Annotated in this window: 16 protein-coding genes and 1 tRNA gene; 7 read left to right on the forward strand and 10 right to left on the reverse strand. The window is 65.8% G+C overall.

From position 1 onward, the window contains the following. The first annotated feature begins 12 nt into the window (after nt 1-12). Nucleotides 13-912, forward strand: a complete 900-nt coding sequence (locus MST3598_RS00120) for a rhomboid family intramembrane serine protease (protein WP_029259476.1) — start codon at nt 13-15, stop codon at nt 910-912. A 210-nt stretch (nt 913-1122) separates the two neighbouring features. Here the strand turns inward: MST3598_RS00120 and MST3598_RS00125 are convergent, their stop codons facing one another. Further along, nucleotides 1123-1362: a cell division protein CrgA gene (locus tag MST3598_RS00125; RefSeq protein WP_021201365.1), complete on the reverse strand. Its 240-nt coding sequence runs from the start codon at nt 1360-1362 to the stop codon at nt 1123-1125. A gap of 113 nt (nt 1363-1475) precedes the next feature. Here MST3598_RS00125 and MST3598_RS00130 point away from each other — a divergent pair, with 113 nt between their 5' ends. Genes MST3598_RS00130 through MST3598_RS00135 form a run of 3 tightly spaced genes read left to right on the forward strand, consistent with a single transcriptional unit; the run spans nt 1476 to nt 3083 of the window. Further along, a complete protein-coding gene (locus tag MST3598_RS00130) occupies nt 1476-2270 on the forward strand; it encodes a class E sortase (RefSeq protein WP_029259477.1) in 795 nt (264 codons plus the stop codon). A 28-nt stretch (nt 2271-2298) separates the two neighbouring features. Beyond that, nucleotides 2299-2454: a hypothetical protein gene (locus MST3598_RS18485; RefSeq protein WP_021201363.1), complete on the forward strand. Its 156-nt coding sequence runs from the start codon at nt 2299-2301 to the stop codon at nt 2452-2454. Further along, on the forward strand, nt 2451-3083 hold the full coding sequence (locus MST3598_RS00135) for an anthranilate synthase component II (protein ID WP_029259478.1): 633 nt from the start codon (nt 2451-2453) through the stop codon (nt 3081-3083). Before MST3598_RS18485 ends, MST3598_RS00135 begins: the two co-directional genes overlap by 4 nt. Nucleotides 3084-3116: 33 nt before the next feature. Here the strand turns inward: MST3598_RS00135 and pknB are convergent, their stop codons facing one another. The 7 genes from pknB to MST3598_RS00170 are packed head-to-tail and all read right to left on the reverse strand — an operon-like array spanning nt 3117 to nt 11977. Continuing rightward, a complete protein-coding gene (gene pknB, locus MST3598_RS00140; RefSeq protein WP_029259479.1) occupies nt 3117-4805 on the reverse strand; it encodes a Stk1 family PASTA domain-containing Ser/Thr kinase in 1689 nt (562 codons plus the stop codon). Between the two features lie 45 nt (nt 4806-4850). Beyond that, nucleotides 4851-6590, reverse strand: a complete 1740-nt coding sequence (locus MST3598_RS00145) for a protein kinase domain-containing protein (protein ID WP_036271635.1) — start codon at nt 6588-6590, stop codon at nt 4851-4853. Further along, complete coding sequence (locus MST3598_RS00150; RefSeq protein ID WP_029259481.1) at nt 6587-8041, reverse strand: peptidoglycan D,D-transpeptidase FtsI family protein; 1455 nt, start codon at nt 8039-8041, stop codon at nt 6587-6589. The genes MST3598_RS00145 and MST3598_RS00150 overlap by 4 nt, the downstream gene beginning before the upstream one ends. Before the next feature lies 1 nt (nt 8042). Next, nucleotides 8043-9428 carry an FtsW/RodA/SpoVE family cell cycle protein gene (locus MST3598_RS00155; RefSeq protein WP_021201358.1) on the reverse strand — a complete coding sequence of 462 codons (1386 nt, stop codon included), beginning with the start codon at nt 9426-9428 and terminating at the stop codon, nt 8043-8045. Continuing rightward, nucleotides 9425-10726 (reverse strand): PP2C family protein-serine/threonine phosphatase, encoded by a 1302-nt coding sequence (locus MST3598_RS00160; protein WP_021201357.1) that lies wholly within the window; start codon nt 10724-10726, stop codon nt 9425-9427. Before MST3598_RS00160 ends, MST3598_RS00155 begins: the two co-directional genes overlap by 4 nt. A 7-nt stretch (nt 10727-10733) precedes the next feature. After that, complete coding sequence (locus MST3598_RS00165; RefSeq protein ID WP_021201356.1) at nt 10734-11255, reverse strand: FHA domain-containing protein FhaB/FipA; 522 nt, start codon at nt 11253-11255, stop codon at nt 10734-10736. After that, entirely contained in the window at nt 11252-11977 is a 726-nt protein-coding gene (locus MST3598_RS00170) for an FhaA domain-containing protein (RefSeq protein WP_029259482.1), read from the reverse strand. The genes MST3598_RS00165 and MST3598_RS00170 overlap by 4 nt, the downstream gene beginning before the upstream one ends. Nucleotides 11978-12121: 144 nt before the next feature. On the opposite strand from MST3598_RS00170, the gene MST3598_RS00175 reads away from it, so the two are divergent. Next, nucleotides 12122-12204: transfer RNA gene (locus tag MST3598_RS00175), tRNA-Leu, on the forward strand. Between the two features lie 209 nt (nt 12205-12413). Here MST3598_RS00175 and MST3598_RS00180 read toward each other — a convergent pair. Next, nucleotides 12414-14189 carry a hypothetical protein gene (locus MST3598_RS00180; RefSeq protein WP_096359259.1) on the reverse strand — a complete coding sequence of 592 codons (1776 nt, stop codon included), beginning with the start codon at nt 14187-14189 and terminating at the stop codon, nt 12414-12416. Continuing rightward, complete coding sequence (locus MST3598_RS00185; protein ID WP_157749829.1) at nt 14186-15076, reverse strand: hypothetical protein; 891 nt, start codon at nt 15074-15076, stop codon at nt 14186-14188. Before MST3598_RS00185 ends, MST3598_RS00180 begins: the two co-directional genes overlap by 4 nt. 206 nt (nt 15077-15282) lie before the next feature. Between MST3598_RS00185 and MST3598_RS18320 the strand changes: the two genes are divergently transcribed. Continuing rightward, entirely contained in the window at nt 15283-15972 is a 690-nt protein-coding gene (locus MST3598_RS18320) for a hypothetical protein (protein WP_157749830.1), read from the forward strand. A 136-nt stretch (nt 15973-16108) separates the two neighbouring features. Beyond that, nucleotides 16109-16363, forward strand: coding sequence for a helix-turn-helix domain-containing protein (locus tag MST3598_RS18830; RefSeq protein ID WP_096359265.1), 255 nt, complete (start codon nt 16109-16111; stop codon nt 16361-16363). Nucleotides 16364-16539: the final 176 nt, after the last annotated feature.

Consider the following 16539-nt stretch of genomic DNA (forward strand, 5'->3'; position numbering starts at 1 on the left):
CGGCCGATCCGGATGACCACGCCTGAGTTCACGAGCAATCGCGACAACTTCTGCTACCGGCATCCGGATCGGCAGAGCTTCGTGCTCTGCCAACGGTGCATGCGCACCATCTGCCCCGAGTGCCAGACGCAGGCGCCCGTCGGCGTCATCTGCCCGGAATGCATGAACGCCGACCGCAAGAACCGCACCCCGGCCCAGAAGAAGGCGGCCCGTCGTTGGGGCGGCAGCGGTGGAGCGAGCATGGCGATGGCTCGCAGCGGCAAGCCGCTGGTGACCTACGCGCTGCTCGCGGTCACGTCGTTCATCGGACTGCTGCAGCTGATCCCTGGTATCGGCGAGCAGATCACCGGCCAACTGCTCTTCGCGGCGCCGTATCTGTATCCGAACCTGTCGCCGCTGCCCTTCGAGCCCTGGCGATTGCTGACCGCGATCTTCGCCCATGGCGGCTTCATCCACCTCGCGCTCAACATGCTGGCCCTGTGGATGCTCGGACAGAGCCTCGAGCCCATGCTCGGTCGCGTTCGCTTCCTCGCTCTCTACCTCATCAGTGGTCTCGGCGGCTCGGTCATGGTGGCGGTGCTCGCGCCGCTGACCTCGACCGTCGGTGCCTCCGGCGCGATCTTCGGCATGATGGCCGCTCTACTCATCGTCGGTCGACACCTCGGTGCCAACGTCACGGGTCTTCTCGTGATCCTCGGCATCAACTTCGTCTACGGCCTGGTATTCGGCGGCGGACGGATCTCCTGGCAGGCACATCTCGGCGGCCTGCTCATCGGAGCCCTGGTGGCGTTCATCTACGTCAAGACGAAGCGACGAGACCAGCGCACCCTGCAAATCGTGCTGCTCTCCGCTCTGGTCGTCCTGTTGATCGTTGTGGTGGCGTTCGTGCCGCCGCTCATCCTTTTGTCCTGATCCAGAGTTGTTAACAGGGTTGTTAACCCCTGTGAATAACAACGGTGTAATTCTCCCCAGGCTGTGGAGAGGGCTGTGGATAACTTTCGCTCTGGGTGGCTTGTGGGGCGGGAACGGGGCCGTTCCCTTACGTGAGTCGTACTTCGCTGCTGACATGAGAAAGGCCCTCTCGCATCGCGAGAGGGCCTTTCTGGAAGAAGGAGTGAGGCGTCAGCGCCAGCGGGTGGTCATCAGGAATCCGATCAGCGCGATACCGAGTCCGATCGCCAGGTTCCAATTGGAGAGACCCGGGATCGGGTACTGCATGCCGGAGATGTAGAACACCAGGATCCAGGCGAGACCCAGGAGCATGAACCCGATCATCACCGGCTTGAACCACACGGCGTTGGGAGCGGCGTCGCCTTCAGCGCGCTCGACGGCGGGTTCTTCAGTCTTGCGGTCACGTGCCATTCCGTCATTGTACCCATGAGACCTGTCTCGGACGAGGTCGAGCAGGCCCTGGGACAGAGGGCGAGACGGTGACGCCACGGCATCCGCCCAGCGTTCCCGGATATGATCACCGCATGACTGCATCCGTCGCGCCTGGGGGGCGACGTCCGCGCCGGCAGCGACCACGCTCCCGTGCGACGTTCGCGAGCGTACTCGGCGAGCTCCTTCTGACGGCAGGCGTGGTCGTTCTCCTCTTCGTGGCCTGGCAGATGTGGATCGGCGACATCATCATCAGTGCACAGAAGAACGACGAGGGTGCCGCCGTCTCCCAAGCCCTCGCGCAGGCGGAGGCACCCGCGCTCCCCCCGGTCGTCGAGGGCGAAGACGGCACCTCCACCTACATCCCACCCGTGCCCGCAGCCCCGGCCGACGCGCAGTGGTTCGGCCAGATGCACATCCCCCGTTTCGGAGCCGAGTACAACTTCGGGATCTTCGGGGGCACGAGCCGTGCGCGCACGCTCGATCAGCAGGGCATCGGAATCTATACGAACTCCAAGATGCCCGGCGAGGTCGGAAACTTTTCCCTGGCCGGGCACCGCACGACGTGGGGCAAGCCGTTCAACCAACTCGACAAGCTGCAGCTGAACGACGCGATCGTCGTCGAGACGCCCGACGGCTGGTACACCTACCGCTTCCGTACGCTCGAGTACGTGAAGCCCTCGCAGACCGATGTGCTCGCCGATGTGCCGCAGATGCCGGAGCAGCAGACCGGCGAGCAGTACATCACCCTCACCGCCTGCTCGCCTCTGTACTCGCTGGCGGAGCGCATCGTCGCCTACGGGGTGTTCGAGAGCTTCCAGCCGCGGGCCGAGGGACCGCCGACCGCGCTGACCGACCCGCCGCCCCCGCCGGCCGCACCATCCGTGTGATCGTGGACCGTCATAAGGGAGAAGACTGATGTACGCCGCACTCTGGCGCCTGCTGCCCGGACCGTGGTGGCTGCGTGTGCTCATCCTCGTGGTCGTCATCGCCGCCGTGCTCTATGGCCTGTTCTGGTACGTGTTCCCCTGGGTGAGCCCGATCATCGCCCCCGGTGAGGTCGACGTCGAATGACGCGAGTTCTCGTGGTTGACAACCACGACAGCTTCGTGCACACACTGGTCGGATACCTGAGCGAGCTCGGCGCGCACACGGTGATGATCGAATCCGATGCCACGGATGCGGCTCAGCTGGAGCGGATCCTTCCCGAGTACGACGCGTTGATGCTCTCTCCGGGCCCCGGTGCACCCGTCGACGCGGGGGCGTCGCTCGACGCGGTGCGCATCGCCGCCCGCCTGCGGGTGCCGACGCTCGGGGTGTGCCTCGGGCATCAGACGATCGGCGAGGCGTTCGGGGCTCCGGTCGCCGCAGCGCCCGAGCTCATGCACGGCATGGTCTCGGCGGTGACGCACGACGGCTCCGCGTTGTTCACCGGGATCCCTTCGCCGTTCGACGCCGGGCGCTACCACTCCCTCGCGCTGGCGGCCTCCGATCTGCCCTCCGAAGTCGTCGTGACCGCCTGGACCGAGAACGGAACCGTGATGGCTCTGGCTCACCGCGATCAGCCCCTCTGGGGCGTGCAGTTCCATCCGGAGAGCGTGCTGACCGAGGGAGGCTACCGGCTCCTGGCGAACTGGCTGGAGCTGTGCGGCGACGAGAACGCCGTCGGGCGCGCTGAGGAACTTCACCCGCTGGCTCGCTGAACAGCGTCGGGCGGGGGCATACGCCCGACGGTGCTATCCGGTGCAGAAGAAGATCTGGACCGAGGAGCCCACCGGAACGTCACCCGGTGCCACCGACATCGAGTGGACCGTGGTCGGCTCCGTCGCGGGGCACTCCGCGGTCTCCGTCGGCACAGCGACCAGACCGAGGTCCGTGAGGTTTGTCGTGGCGGCATCGACGGTCCAGCCGACGAGGTCGGTCAGCGTGACCTTGCCGCTGGCCACGACGAGATTGACGACGGTTCCCGGATCCAACTCCGCATCGGCCTTCTCGCTGGCGGAGATGACCGTGTTCGTCGCCAGGGCCTTGTCGTTGCGCTGGATGACGGTCCCGAGTTCGAGGCCGGCCGCCGTGAGGGCCTTCGTGGCATCGTCGAGGGCCATCCCCTCGATCTTCGGCATCACCACGGTCTCCTCGCCCTTGGAGACGTACAGGGTGATCGTGGAACCCTCTTCCACCGACACTCCCGCTTCGGGGTCGGTGCGGATCACGTTCCCCTCCGTCACCTCGGAGCTCGTCTCGATCACGATCTTCGATGAGAGGTCGAGTGCGGCGAGGTCGTCCTGCGCCCGTTCCGAAGACACGTTGACGAGGTTGGGGATGGTGCGCGACGTGCTCGACACCTCAGTGGGCCGCATGCTAATCGTGACGACCCAGAACAGCACGGAGGCCAACAACACGGCGAGCAGCGCCACGCCCGCCCAGATCCAGGCGACCGGAGGACCGGACTGGGTTCTGGTCATGGTCGTGTCCGTGCTCAACTGGCGAAGCGATCGCGCGGTCTCCTGCGCCTGCCGCGGGCTCGCCCCGTACAGCTCGCTGGTCAGCGCACCGAGCTCCTTGCGGGTCGGAGCGTTTCCCGTCATCGCGGAATCGAGCGCCGCGCGGAAGTGCGCGGCATCCGGATAGCGCTGGTACGGGTCCTTGGCGAGCGCGCGGAGCACGATCGGGTCGAGATTCCGCGGGGCGTCCTCGTTGACCTCGGTGGGAGGAACGGGAGTCTCGCTGACGTGCTGATAGGCGACCGCTACCGGCGACTCGCCACGGAACGGCTGCCGCCCCGTGAGCAGCTCGTACAGCACGACACCGGTGGAGTAGAGGTCGGCACGAGCATCGACGGGTTCGCCCTTCGCCTGCTCCGGTGAGAAGTAGGCGGCGGTCCCGATGATCTGGGTGGTCTCGGCGACGGTCGACGACGAGTCGGAGACGGCTCGGGCGATGCCGAAGTCCATCACCTTGACCTGACCCTTGTCGGTGACCATCACGTTGCCGGGCTTGATGTCGCGATGCACGACACCGGCGCGGTGCGAGTAGTCGAGCGCCTCGAGGATTCCGTCGACGTAGCGGACCGCATCGGTGGCCGGCACCGGGCCGGCGGCGATGATGTCCTTGAGGAGGGTGCCCTTGACGAGCTCCATCACGATGTACGGCGGTTCCGTGGAGCCGATCTCGCTCGTCGAAGGGTCGCCGGCGTCGAACACGCGGACGATCGACGGATGCGACATGCGCGACGCCGCCTGGGCCTCGAGGCGGAACCGGTTACGGAAGGTGGTGTCGCGCGCAAGGTCGGCATCGAGGATCTTGATCGCGACCTCGCGCCCGAGCGTCAGGTCGTACCCGCGGTACACCTTCGCCATTCCGCCATGCCCGATGAGCTCGTCGACGCGGTACCGACCCGCGATGACTTGTGGCTCTGTGGACACGGAAGACCCCCCTGGAAACTACGCTTGCTGAACTGGAACTACAGATTACCCGTCGGTGCCGCTGTTCCCATCGCCGGGGTCGGTGGCCGCCGTGATCGTCACCGAGAGCGGCGGAGACGCGGCGGAGGTGCGCTGGTCGCCGCCGGAGCACATGCCCTGGTAGCTGACGATGAGCTGCTGTCCCGCGGCGTCGGCGATCTTCACCTGCGTGTTGCGCTGCGTCGGCTGGAAGTTCGGGCCGCCCGAGACGAAGGTGCCGTTCTGGACCGACACGACGTAGCCGGAGAGAGTGGTTCCGCTGGGGCAGGTGAATCCGGTGCCCCAGGAGATGGTCACCGTCGAGCCGGCGACAGGGTTGCCCGTGATGGTCGGGGCGTCGGTCGGGGTCGGCAGACCGGCACGAGCGGCGTAGACCGTGAGGGTCATCGCCTGGGTGGTCTCCACGTTGCCGGTGGGAGCCACGCGGTAGACCTTTCCGACCTCTTCATCGCTGGGTGCCGGGTCTCCGTCGACACAGGTGATCTCGCTGTTGAAGCCGGCGCCCTTGAGCGTGGAGGTGGCCGCGCCGCAGTCCATGCCGTTCAGGTTCAGGGCGGTCACATCCACTCGCGTCACCTCCGGCGTCGGGGTGTTCGGCGGTGGAGTCGTCTGCGTCTGGGTCGGCTTGCTGCTCGGCGACCCCGTGGGGTCGGCGTCGCCGCCCTGGTTCGCGAGCATCGCCCACACCGTGCCGCCGAGCACGATCACCAGCAGCGCGATCAGAGCGATCAGCGGCCAGGTCCAGGGGCTGCGCTTCTTCTTCTTCTTCTCCTCTTCCACGGCTTCCTCCGTGGGAAGCTGAGCGGTGGTGGGAAGGATGCGCGTGGTGCCGTCGTCGCCGGAGGCATTCAGGAGTCGGGTCGCGTCGTCGCCGCCGGCGATACCACCGGTCGCGATCGCCGGCACAGCGATGGCCGCGGAGTTCAGATCGCCCCGGCGAAGGGCCTGGGCCGCTCGTGCCACCGTCGCGGACGACGAGGGACGATCGCTGGGCTTCTTGGCGATCATCGCCATGACCAGGTTCTGCACCGGGATCGGGACGGTCGGAGGCAGGGGCGGCGGCTGCTCGTTGATCTGCGCCATCGCGATGGCCACCTGCGACTCGCCCGTGAAAGGACGCTTGCCCGCCAGGCACTCGTACGCGACGATGCCGAGCGAGTAGGTGTCGGTCGCTGGCGATGCCGGGTGACCTGACGCCTGCTCGGGCGAGAGGTACTGCACCGTGCCCATGACCTGGCCGGTCGCGGTGAGAGGCACCTGGTCGGCGATGCGGGCGATGCCGAAGTCGGTGATCTTGACGCGGCCGTCGGGCGTGATCAGCAGGTTTCCCGGCTTGATGTCGCGGTGCACGAGACCGGCCGCGTGGGCTGCCTGCAGCGCGGAAGCCGTCTGGGCGACGATGTCGAGAGTCTTGTCGGCGCTGAGCGCACCATCGCGCTCGAGCACGGTCGAGAGTGCCTCGCCCGGCACCAGTTCCATGACGAGGTAGGCGCTGCCGTTCTCCTCGCCGTAGTCGAACACGCTGGCGATGCCCTCATGGTTGACGAGAGCAGCGTGCCGCGCCTCGGCACGGAAACGCTCGAGGAACCCGGGGTCCCCCATGTACTCGTCCTTGAGGATCTTGATGGCGACGGTACGTCCGATGACGTGATCCGTCGCCTCCCATACCTCGCCCATGCCACCGATCGCGATACGCGACTGCAGCTCGTAACGACCACCGAACGACACACCCTGCGTCGGCCTCATCTGCCCAGCACCGCCTCTATGACCTTCTTCGCAATCGGAGCCGCGATGGTGTCGCCGCTCCCTGATTGTCCCTGTCCGCCGCCGTCTTCGACGACGACCGCTACTGCGACCGCGGGGTCGTTCGCCGGCGCGAAGCCGGTGAACCACAACGTGTGCGGTCTGTTTCCGTTCTCTGCGGTGCCCGTCTTACCGGCCACGTCGATCCCGTCTATTCTTGCACCCTGGGCCGCGCCCGTTGCGACGCTCGCGACCATCGCCGCGGTCACGTTGTTCGCCACGTCGGCATCCATCGCACGTCCGAACTCACTGTCCTGGAAAGCCTTGATGACCGAGAGGTCGTTGCCGATGACGGCGTCGACCATCCGCGGATTCATCACGATGCCGTCGTTCGCCAATCCGGACGAGACCATGGCCATCTGCAGCGGGGTCGCCGTGACCTTTCCCTGACCGAATCCGGTCAGCGCGGTCTGGGCGTCGTCGAGGCCGCGCGGGTAGCTCGACGGCGTCGACGTGAGCGGCGTGTCGAACGACTGGTTGAAGCCCAGCTTGTCCGCCATCTCGCGGATGGTGTCATCACCGAGCTCTACGGCCAGCTCGGCCATCGGGATGTTGCAGCTCAGACGGATCGCCTCGGCGATCGTGACGGTCTCACCCGGACCGCACGTGCCCCCCCAGGCGTTAGAGACGCGGTTGCTCGAACCGGGAAGGGTATACGCGATCGGGTTGGGCAGCGTGGAATCCGGAGTCCATTTGCCAGTTGCATAGGCCGCAGCCGCGACCACGACCTTGAACGTCGAGCCGGGAGGGTTCAAGTCACCGGCGATCGCCCGGTTGGACAACGGCTTGTTCGCGTCGGCGACCAGCTGATCGTAGGTCGCGTTCGCAGCGTTCGCATCATGCGTCGCCATCAAGTTGGTGTCGAAGCCGGGAGTCGAGACCATCGCGAGGATGCGTCCGGTTTTCGGGTCCATGGCCACGACCGCGCCCTTGAGGTCGCCGAGGGCTTCGTAGGCAGCCCGCTGCGCCGCGGTGTTCAGAGAGAGCTCGACGCTGTATCCGCGCTGCGGCTGGCCGGAGAGGATGCGCTCGACCTCGCCGAGGAACGCGTTCGACCCCGTGCCGGAGAGCTCGGCGTTCATGGCCTTCTCGATGCCGGTGCTCGAGCCCAAGGCGGGGTTGAAGTAACCGGTGACCGGTTCCCACAGCGCCGCATCCGTGTAGACGCGCTGGAACTGGTACCGGTCGTCGCTCGGCACCGAGTTGGCGATCGCGACCCCGTCGACGATGATCGATCCGCGTTGGATCTCGTAGCTGTCGAGGCGCGTGCGCTTGTTGTTGCTGTTCTGGGCCAGCGCATCCGCCTCGACGACCTGGATCCAGCTGGTCGCGGCGAACAGTGCGATGAACATGAACAGCATGATGATGCTGAGGCGACGGAGTTCCTTGGTCATGTCAGCCGATCACCACCCGGGGCTGACGGCGCACACCGTCGGAGATGCGCAGCAACAGCGCCACGATGAGCCAGTTGGCCACGAGGGAGGAGCCACCCGCGGCGAGGAAAGGAGTGGTCAGACCGGTCAGCGGGATGAGGCGGGTCACGCCGCCGACCATGATGAACACCTGCAGAGCGATCGTGAACGAGAGTCCGGTGGCGAGCAGCTTTCCGAAATCGTCCTGACCCGCGAGACCGATGCGCATGCCGCGGCTGACGAACACCATGTAGAGGCAGAGGATCGCGAACAGCCCGATCAGGCCGAGCTCTTCGCCGAGGCTGGTGATGATGTAGTCGCTGTGGGCCAGCGGGGTGACCTCGGGACGGCCCTGGCCCCAGCCGGTGCCCATGAGTCCGCCGCGTGCGAGGCCGAAGAGTCCCTGCATGGGCTGGTAGCCGGCGCCGTCGGGATCGACCTGGTCGGCGTCGAAGAGGAAGAGCCAGTTGATGAAGCGTCCCTGCACGTAGCTGAGGATCTGCGTCGCGAGTGCCACGCCGGCGACCACGAGGGCCAGGCCGATGAGCACCCAGCTGGTCTTCCCCGTCGCGACATAGAGCATCGCGACGAACATCCCGAAGATCAGGGTTCCGGTTCCGAGGTCGCGCTGGAACACGATGATCCCCAGCGAGATGAGCCAGACGACGAGCACAGGTCCGAGCTCGCGCATGCGGGGCCAGGTGATGCCCAGCACCCGCTTGCCGACCGACGTCAGACTCTCGCGGGTGCGCACCAGATAGCCGGCGAAGAAGATCGCCAGGCAGATCTTGGCGAGCTCGCCCGGCTGGAAGGCGAAGGCACCGCCGAGCGACACCCAGACCGCCGCATTCGCATCGGGGATGCGCAGCCCGGGGACGAACGGCAGCAGCAGGAGCAGGATTCCGGCGAGGCCGAAGATGTAGGTGTACCGGAACAGCACGCGGTAGTTGCGCAACAGGATGACGACCGCGATCGCACCCGCGAGCGAGATCGCGGTCCACGCGAGCTGCTTGGTCGAGTAGGCGTTCCAGCCGGTGTTCTCGAAGGCGATGTCGATCCGATAGATCATCGCGATGCCGAGGCCGGTGAGGAGGGTCGCGATGGGCACGACGAACGGGTCGGCGTCGGACGCGACGAAGCGGAGCACGATATGCAGGGCGAATGCGAGGGCGGCGAGACCGCCGCCGATCGCCAGGATCATCGGGTCGATCACGCCCAGTGCGCCCAGCTGCACGAGCGTGAGGGCGGCTCCGCTGATCGCGCAGGCGAACAGCAGCAGCCAGAACTCGCGATTGCGCTGGTTCTGCGGCATCCGGATGCGCTTGAGCGCCTTGATGACGCTGGTGTCGGCGGCGACGTCGGTGCTCATCCCTCACCCCCGGCCGGCGTGTCGACAGGAGTCGGCATGGGGGTGGGCAGCGGGGTCTCGATCGTGTTCGCGTCGGCCCCGGCGCGGAGTCGGTCGACGATCGCCATCGCGTCGGACAGAGATCGTGCGGTGATGGTGCGCTCGACCGATGCCCGCTGATACGGAGGCAGATTTGCGAGGAGGATGTCAGTGTCTTCGACCGGAGTCGACAACGTGATCGGCCCGATGTTCTGCTGCACGCCTTGGAAGATCACGACGCTGTCCTCGTCGGCGCCGATGAAGTAGCGCGTCTGGGTCCAGCTGTAGGCGGCGAAGGCGGCGACGCCGAGCATCACGATCACCACGAGGGCACCGGCGATCCAGCCGAGACGACGGCGCTTGGCGCGACGGCGATCTTCCTCGATCAGCTCCTCGAGGTACTCGGGAGCCGGCTCGAAGTGGCTCGGCTCGTTCGCGGCCTGGCGCACCGGGTGCAGCCAGTTGCCGCGCGGAGGTCGGACCGGAGGCACGTAGACGCCGTCGGGGTTCGATGCCGAGCCGACGATCGTGGGGGTGCCCGAGTGGATCGGATGCTGCCCGCCCACGTCGACGAGGACGATCGTGACGTTGTCGGGCGCGCCGCCGTCGAGAGCCTGCTTGAGGAGGTTGTCGGCGGTGCGGCCGGGCGCGAGGCCGAGCTGCATGGCCTTGAGGATGTGCGGTTCGTCGACCACGCCCGAGAGGCCGTCGGAGCAGAGCAGCCACCGGTCGCCTGGTTGCGTGTGCATCACGAACATGTCGAGCTCGGGATCGGAGTCCATGTCGCTGAGCACGCGCATGAGCACGGAACGGCGGGGGTGGTAGCGCGCCTCCTCCGGCGTGATGCGGCCCGAATCGACCAGACGCTGCACGAAGGTGTGGTCGGCGGTGATCTGCGTCAGTGCGTCGTCGCGGTACAGGTAGATGCGCGAGTCGCCGATGTGGCCGATGACCGCGTATTCGTCGACCATGATGATCGCGCTGACCGTGGTGCCGAGGCCGGCGAGTTCCGGGCGGTCCTTCGCGGCGCGGATCAGGTCGCCCGCTGCGGTGGTCGCGGCGGCCTGCAGCGAGGCCTGCGCGTCTTCGGTCGACGCATAGGGCTGGTCGAGGGGCTCCAGACGCTGGATCGCGATGCTGGAGGCGACGTCTCCGCCGGCGTGCCCGCCCATGCCGTCGGCGACGACGAAGAGATTCGCCCCGGAGTATCCGGAATCCTGGTTGTTGGAGCGGACCTTCCCGGTGTGGGAGATCGCGACGCTCGAGCCCTCGAAGACCATGCCGGCGTCAGGCTCGCAGCTCGAAGGTCGTGGCGCCCACCTTGATCGGGGTGCCGAGCGAGAGGGCGACGGGCGAGCCGGAGACGCGCTGGCCCGCGACGAAGGTGCCGTTGGTGGAGTCGAGATCCTGGATCGCCCAGCTGTCGCCGCGCAGCATCAGGCGCGCGTGGTGACTGGACGTGTAGTCGTCGCGAATCACGAGAGCGGACTCGCTGGAGCGGCCGATCGTGAGGGAGTCGGCGCTGAGCGGCAGCTCGAGGCCCGCTTTGGGGCCGGAGGTGATCACGAGCCGCTTGGCGGTCGCGACCGTGGCCGGACCGGTGGAAGGGCGAGCGGATGCCGGTTTCGCCACCGGTGCTGCGGGGGCTGCGACCGGCGCGGCGGCCGACCCTGCCGCCGCCTCTGCGGGGAGCTTGCGCACTCGCACGCCGAACAGGTCGGCACGCAACGAATACACGACCCCGAACACGAAGAACCACATCAGGATGAGGAACCCGATGCGGAGCAGAAGGAGGATCAGTTCACTCACCCGAGGGCTCCGAACGCTCGGGTGGCGTCGTCGCCGCGGGGTGCAGGACGTGAGGGTGACGCGACCGGCACGATGCGGAACACCAGATCGGTGCGTCCGATCGTGATGGTGGTGTCGCTCGGGAGCGCGGCTTCGCGCAGCTTCTGGCCGTTGACCTTCGTGCCGTTGGTGGAGCCGAGGTCGCGCATCATGGCGCGCTCGCCATCCCACAGGATCTCGGCGTGCTTCCGACTCGAACCGGCGTCGGCGATCGTGATGTCGGCATCCGAGCCGCGGCCGATCACCGTGCGGGCGCGGGAGATCGAGTGACGACGGCCGTCGACGTCGACCACGGCCTGCCAGGACACACGACCTTCGACCGTTCCCGAGCTCACACGCACCGTGCCGGTGGCGACCTTCTCATCGGCCTCGAGAGTGATGGAGAGCGGTCCGGAGAAGCTGTATCCCTGGGACTTGGCGTGCGCGGTGAGAAGAGCGTGCAGCTCGTCCGTGAGGGCGCCACCGAGCCCGCGCATCCGTTCGGCGTCGTCGGCGCTGAGGCGCACGACGAAGCTGTTGGGGGCGATGATGCGGTCGCGGCTGACGACCGCAGCCTTCGTGTCGGCTTCGCGCCGCAGCGCCGAAGCGATCTCCACTGGCTGGATGCCGCTGCGGAAGGTCTTGGCGAACGCGCTGTTAACTGCGCGTTCGAGACCCTTCTCAAAGCTGTCAAGTAGTCCCACTGGGCTCCTCTGGCATGCCGACTGGTAGACACATCGTAGCCAGGTGTCCTGGGGGAACGCCGCCGATGACCCTCCAGGCATGTGCAACGAGGCCGAAAACGCATGATATCTTTGGGAAGTTGAGTTCTTCGGAACGAGACACACGCGCGAGTGGCGGAATGGTAGACGCGCTGGCTTCAGGTGCCAGTGTCCGTAAGGACGTGGGGGTTCAAGTCCCCCCTCGCGCACAGGGGTGGTTCATGAAAATCCGTGAATCACTTCATGAAATTCGTAAGCGGCGGCTGACTTCGATGGAAATCGAGGCGGCCGCCGCTTCATTTTGTCTTTGAGTCGCGTTCATGGGCCCAGGTCCGCGCTCGCCGAGGGGTCAGGGCACGACAATTAGCCCCGTGATGGGGCTGATGGTCCGTCTGTTCGGTTCGGGGGCGTTCCCTACCTACGCGGGCGGGGCGAGCGCTTCTGTGGTCGCTGGGCGCACGTTCGGAAGGTTCGCCGCCGAGAATTTCTTCTTCGATTTTCGGCGTCGTTTTCCTGGCGGTGTGCATTCTTGGATGAGGGCGCGCACGAGGGCGCGCAGGTTGTATGCGACTGCCATGAGCGCGGTGGCAATGCTGTGATACGTCTCGCCTCGGCCGGGTCGCTTCGCAGCGGATTCCAGGTCAGTGAACCGGGTGTGCTTGATGGACTTGTTGACGGATTCAACCTGGTTGCGCTGGCCGTAGGCTTGCTTCCACTCGGCTGTGCCCCAGGGGTAGCGCTGGAGGTGCCGGACAACTTCGCCGTGGGGGTCTAGCTGAAATCCTCCGCGCAGGGGGTTCTTGGCCGCGGAGACCCGCTTTCCGGTCGCGGGGTCAAACGCCATGTAGGTGCGCGGGTCAGGGTAGGTGAAGCGCTGTTTTCCGCGGTGTGCTTCTTCTGTTCGGATATTGCCGTGGCGCTTCATCGCATATGCCTTCCGGGCCTCGATGGCTTCTTCGATGTCGCGCCAGGTGACGGGCATTCCGGTGTCCGGGTCGGGCTTGTTGTTGTGGAACCAGTAGGTGATGTACTGCAGGCGCTTGGGCATGTAGGCCACGTACAGCGCTCCATCGACGACGATGACGGCGTGTCCGGGCACTGTCGCTTGGACGCCGAACTGGTCCTTTTTGTAGTCGAACGCGAACTCCCATCCGTCCACGCGTAGTGGCTGTTGGAAGTTCTCCGGCTTCTGCCCGTTGAACGCGCGGTCGGCGGCAGCGATGCCACGCTGTTCGAAGTTGCGGGAGTGCTGATGCATCGCCTCGCGGGGCTCGTGCTTGATGTTGCCGGGTCGGTGGAAGCCAACACCGGTGATGAGTCGAGCGAATGCGGGATGGCGTTTCTGGTCGTACCCCTCCGTGTCCATCATGGTGACGATGTCCATCTCGAAGGCGGGGATTGGTGGATCTTTCGGTTTGTCGTCGCGGTGGGAGTGGTCGTAGGTGCCGGCGGAGAAGTCGACGTTGGTGAGCAGGCCGCCGGGACCGAGGCGGGTACTGGCGTCGATGACTTCTTGGGAGTGAATGGGGATGCCTCTGCGGACGAGGGTCGTGGCGCGGCTGTGCACTTTGCCCAGGATGGGGACGTTGGTCGAGTCGACGGAGACATCTCCGGTGTACCGGTCGCGGTAGCGCTGGGGGAGAAGCGCGACGGACGCATCGACGAGTGCTTGCCGCATCCAGCGGCTGCGGTCGGCTCGACTCTCGTCGCGAGCGGCGTCGGCGATGACCTGCTCTACGAGGGTGAGTCGCCGCCTCTTCTGGGTGCGGTAGTACGGGTCGACGAGTGTGCTGAGCCGCTTCTTCGCTCGCCAGTGTCGGTGGTACCAGGTTTCTTCGTCGGCTTCCTCCCACCGGATACCGAGTGATTCGAACTGTTCCGGGGTGAGACGGTGCGCGAGCGTGTCGGCGAACTCGGCGTACTGCGCTCCCTTGTTCCACACCGCGCTGATCAGCTCCACGACCAGGACGGCCCTGAAAGGAATGAGCGCTTTTCGACCTGATGCCTTCTTGCGCTCCTGGCCTGCCCACTTCTGCAGTGCCTGGGGGACGCCGGAGCGGTCGACGATGTCGACGAAGCTGTTGAACAGGTCCATGGGCATCTCACCGGTCACGGCCATCGCCCGTTTGTAGGCGAAGTGGCCGACACCGATGACGTTGCGCAGTTCCGCGTCGAGGTTCAATTCGGAGGTCACCGCTCGACCTCCCCGCGCAGGAAGGCGATGTAGTCGGTGTCGGGAACGTCTGCGATGTAGTGCAGGAGCCGGCCGAGGTGTTCGAACTTCTCGAAACCCCCAGCGATGAACACTGACTTAATGTGGGCGATGGCGCGGAGGTGGGTGACGAGCCATGTGGCGCGCAGGCGCGCGCCGACGGGAAAGTTGCCATCAGTGCGTTGAGTGAATGCTGACAGGGCGGCGGATGGGCGGACGCGGTCCGGCGTTCCCCATAGTGTGGTGTGCCCGGCAGGAATCTGCTCGAGGACGGCGGCCATCCACTCGTCCCATTCGCTGAGCAGCGGGACGCTGCGCTCGAGGTCCCCTCGAGCATGGATGATGTAGCCGCCGGTGGCTGTGAGCTCGACGTCCTCCTGTCGAACGGAGACGAGTTCGCCGGGGCGGAGTCCTGCGCCCGCACAGAAGATGAGTGTCAGCATGGCGCGGTACACCTTGAGAGGCGTGCGCTGCGCGACAGCCCAGTGACGGAAGTCAGACATCTCTTCCGGCGTGTACGGGGGAGCGGTGGTCTTGCGGTTGAGAGCGGTCATCTTCTCGCCGTGCTCCTCGGGGAGGAGGACCTCGGAGATGCGCATGAGGTAGCCGCGGTAGTTACGGCGGGTGCCGTCGGCCAGTCTGAGGCGCTTGTCGTTGACGTAGAGGTCGATAGCCTGCCTCGACCAGACCGTTTCCGCGTCGAGTGGCCAGCCACGCCGCATGCACCACGCGACGAAATGCGCCGCAGCTCGAATGAGGACCTCTGACGAGTACGGGGTCATGGGGGCAGCAACAGAGACGGCGTCTCGGACGAACGGCCCGATACGTTCCCAGGTTTCCCGGTCGATGTTCGGCGTGTAGTCGTTCATGACTACAACCACCGATATGGGCAGGACAGGCCAGGATGCTCGCCGGAGGGCTTCCGCCAGCGCAGAGTCGGCGAATGGTGGGTCCTGTAGAGAACCGAGGTTCTCGCGGAGAGCGACGTGGTGGCGCTGAGCCCATGTGATGTCGTTGTAGTGGAGCTGCTTGGATTGGCGGGTGAGCGTGATCTGAGTTCTTTGCACGCTCTCCCATGCACGAACCCGCTGCCACCAGGAGTGCTTCTGCTGGTAATCTGGCCCACGAAACGGATATTCAGCACAGCAATGCAGCAAAAGCCGACCATGCGGTGCAAAATCAGCGAGAGGGCGTCTTGATGGTGCGCTTCGTTGACGGTCGGGGGTTTGCTTTCATCCCCCGGGATGTTGTCGCGCAACCAAAAGCGTTTGGCTTGGCGGCCGGCCTTCTCGAACCCGCTCATGATGTCGACTCAGAAGACGAGCGATACCGTGCAGCCATGCTGCAGCACCTCATGGTCGTGGCTGCTCGGGGAGCGCTGCTGAAATCGCAGGGGATATCTCCCACGGCCTTCGTCGAGCAGTTTGAGGGGCGCGGTCTCGGAGTGGATCGAGTTCGACGCGTCTTCCGCGGCGAGACCATGGCGCAGCTCACTGATTTGATGTTCTGGGCGCACCACTTCCCCGACGTCGCCGATGCCGTGTCCGCACTTTTTGCGCCTCGGTCCGTCGCGCCCCAGCCCACCAGCCTGTTGTCGGACGCTTTCCCTGCCCCCGAGGAATCACGCGTGCTCAGGGAGCCTCGCCGCGAGGACCCATCGCTGCGTGAGCGGCAGCTCGCGGTCCTCCGAGCAGAGGTGGCGGCGCACAAGGGTAAGCCCGACGCGCCCGCGGCCCGTCGGACCCCACCACATCCATTCTCGTAATCTCCGCGCCACATGCGACGACCCCCGCGTCATCGCGCAGGACAGTCGAAGAATAGACCTATTAAGCAAGGCATTTCAAGACAGGCCCTAGCTACAGGGTGTTTTGTTGTGGGCCTTATGGCTCAGGATTTATCGGGTGTGGGATCTTGAAAGTGCGAAGCGGTTCGGTGCCGGGCTGAGGACACTACGTCAGTCGCACCACTTCACTCAAGAACAGTTCGCGTATCGCGCGGGCATCACGAAGAATCAGGTGCAGCTGTTGGAGGCGGGTCGCGGGTCAGGAAAGGCCGGAAGTGACAGCCCCGCTAACCCCACGCTGGCGACGGTTGTCGGCCTTGCGACGGGACTGCAGATGAGTGTCGCCGAGTTGTTCAGCGCTCTCGAAATGTAGTGATGAGCCATTGCCTGACGATCAGCGACGAGATGGGCGGCTGCGACGGGCCGTGTGACGGGAACGAGCGTCGCATCGGCCATCTCCAGAGTGTTGTGAACCCGGCCCCCGCTTCAGGCTTTCACATCTCGTCTGCGGTGCTGAAACGGTGGGTGTGCGGCGTCCCGGCGCTGGGC

The sequence above is a fragment of the Microbacterium sp. TPU 3598 genome (assembly GCF_002356155.1).
GTDB classification, from domain to species: Bacteria; Actinomycetota; Actinomycetes; order Actinomycetales; family Microbacteriaceae; genus Microbacterium; species Microbacterium maritypicum_A.

What these genes read in the sequence shown, in the direction of transcription:
- MST3598_RS00120 (WP_029259476.1), top strand. Translation starts at nt 13, where the DNA reads ATGACCACGCCTGAGTTCACGAGCAATCGCGACAACTTCTGCTACCGG.
- MST3598_RS00125 (WP_021201365.1), bottom strand. Translation starts at nt 1,362, where the DNA reads ATGGCACGTGACCGCAAGACTGAAGAACCCGCCGTCGAGCGCGCTGAA.
- MST3598_RS00130 (WP_029259477.1), top strand. Translation starts at nt 1,476, where the DNA reads ATGACTGCATCCGTCGCGCCTGGGGGGCGACGTCCGCGCCGGCAGCGA.
- MST3598_RS18485 (WP_021201363.1), top strand. Translation starts at nt 2,299, where the DNA reads ATGTACGCCGCACTCTGGCGCCTGCTGCCCGGACCGTGGTGGCTGCGT.
- MST3598_RS00135 (WP_029259478.1), top strand. Translation starts at nt 2,451, where the DNA reads ATGACGCGAGTTCTCGTGGTTGACAACCACGACAGCTTCGTGCACACA.
- MST3598_RS00145 (WP_036271635.1), bottom strand. Translation starts at nt 6,590, where the DNA reads ATGAGGCCGACGCAGGGTGTGTCGTTCGGTGGTCGTTACGAGCTGCAG.
- MST3598_RS00150 (WP_029259481.1), bottom strand. Translation starts at nt 8,041, where the DNA reads ATGACCAAGGAACTCCGTCGCCTCAGCATCATCATGCTGTTCATGTTC.
- MST3598_RS00155 (WP_021201358.1), bottom strand. Translation starts at nt 9,428, where the DNA reads ATGAGCACCGACGTCGCCGCCGACACCAGCGTCATCAAGGCGCTCAAG.
- MST3598_RS00160 (WP_021201357.1), bottom strand. Translation starts at nt 10,726, where the DNA reads ATGGTCTTCGAGGGCTCGAGCGTCGCGATCTCCCACACCGGGAAGGTC.
- MST3598_RS00185 (WP_157749829.1), bottom strand. Translation starts at nt 15,076, where the DNA reads ATGAACGACTACACGCCGAACATCGACCGGGAAACCTGGGAACGTATC.
- MST3598_RS18320 (WP_157749830.1), top strand. Translation starts at nt 15,283, where the DNA reads ATGCACGAACCCGCTGCCACCAGGAGTGCTTCTGCTGGTAATCTGGCC.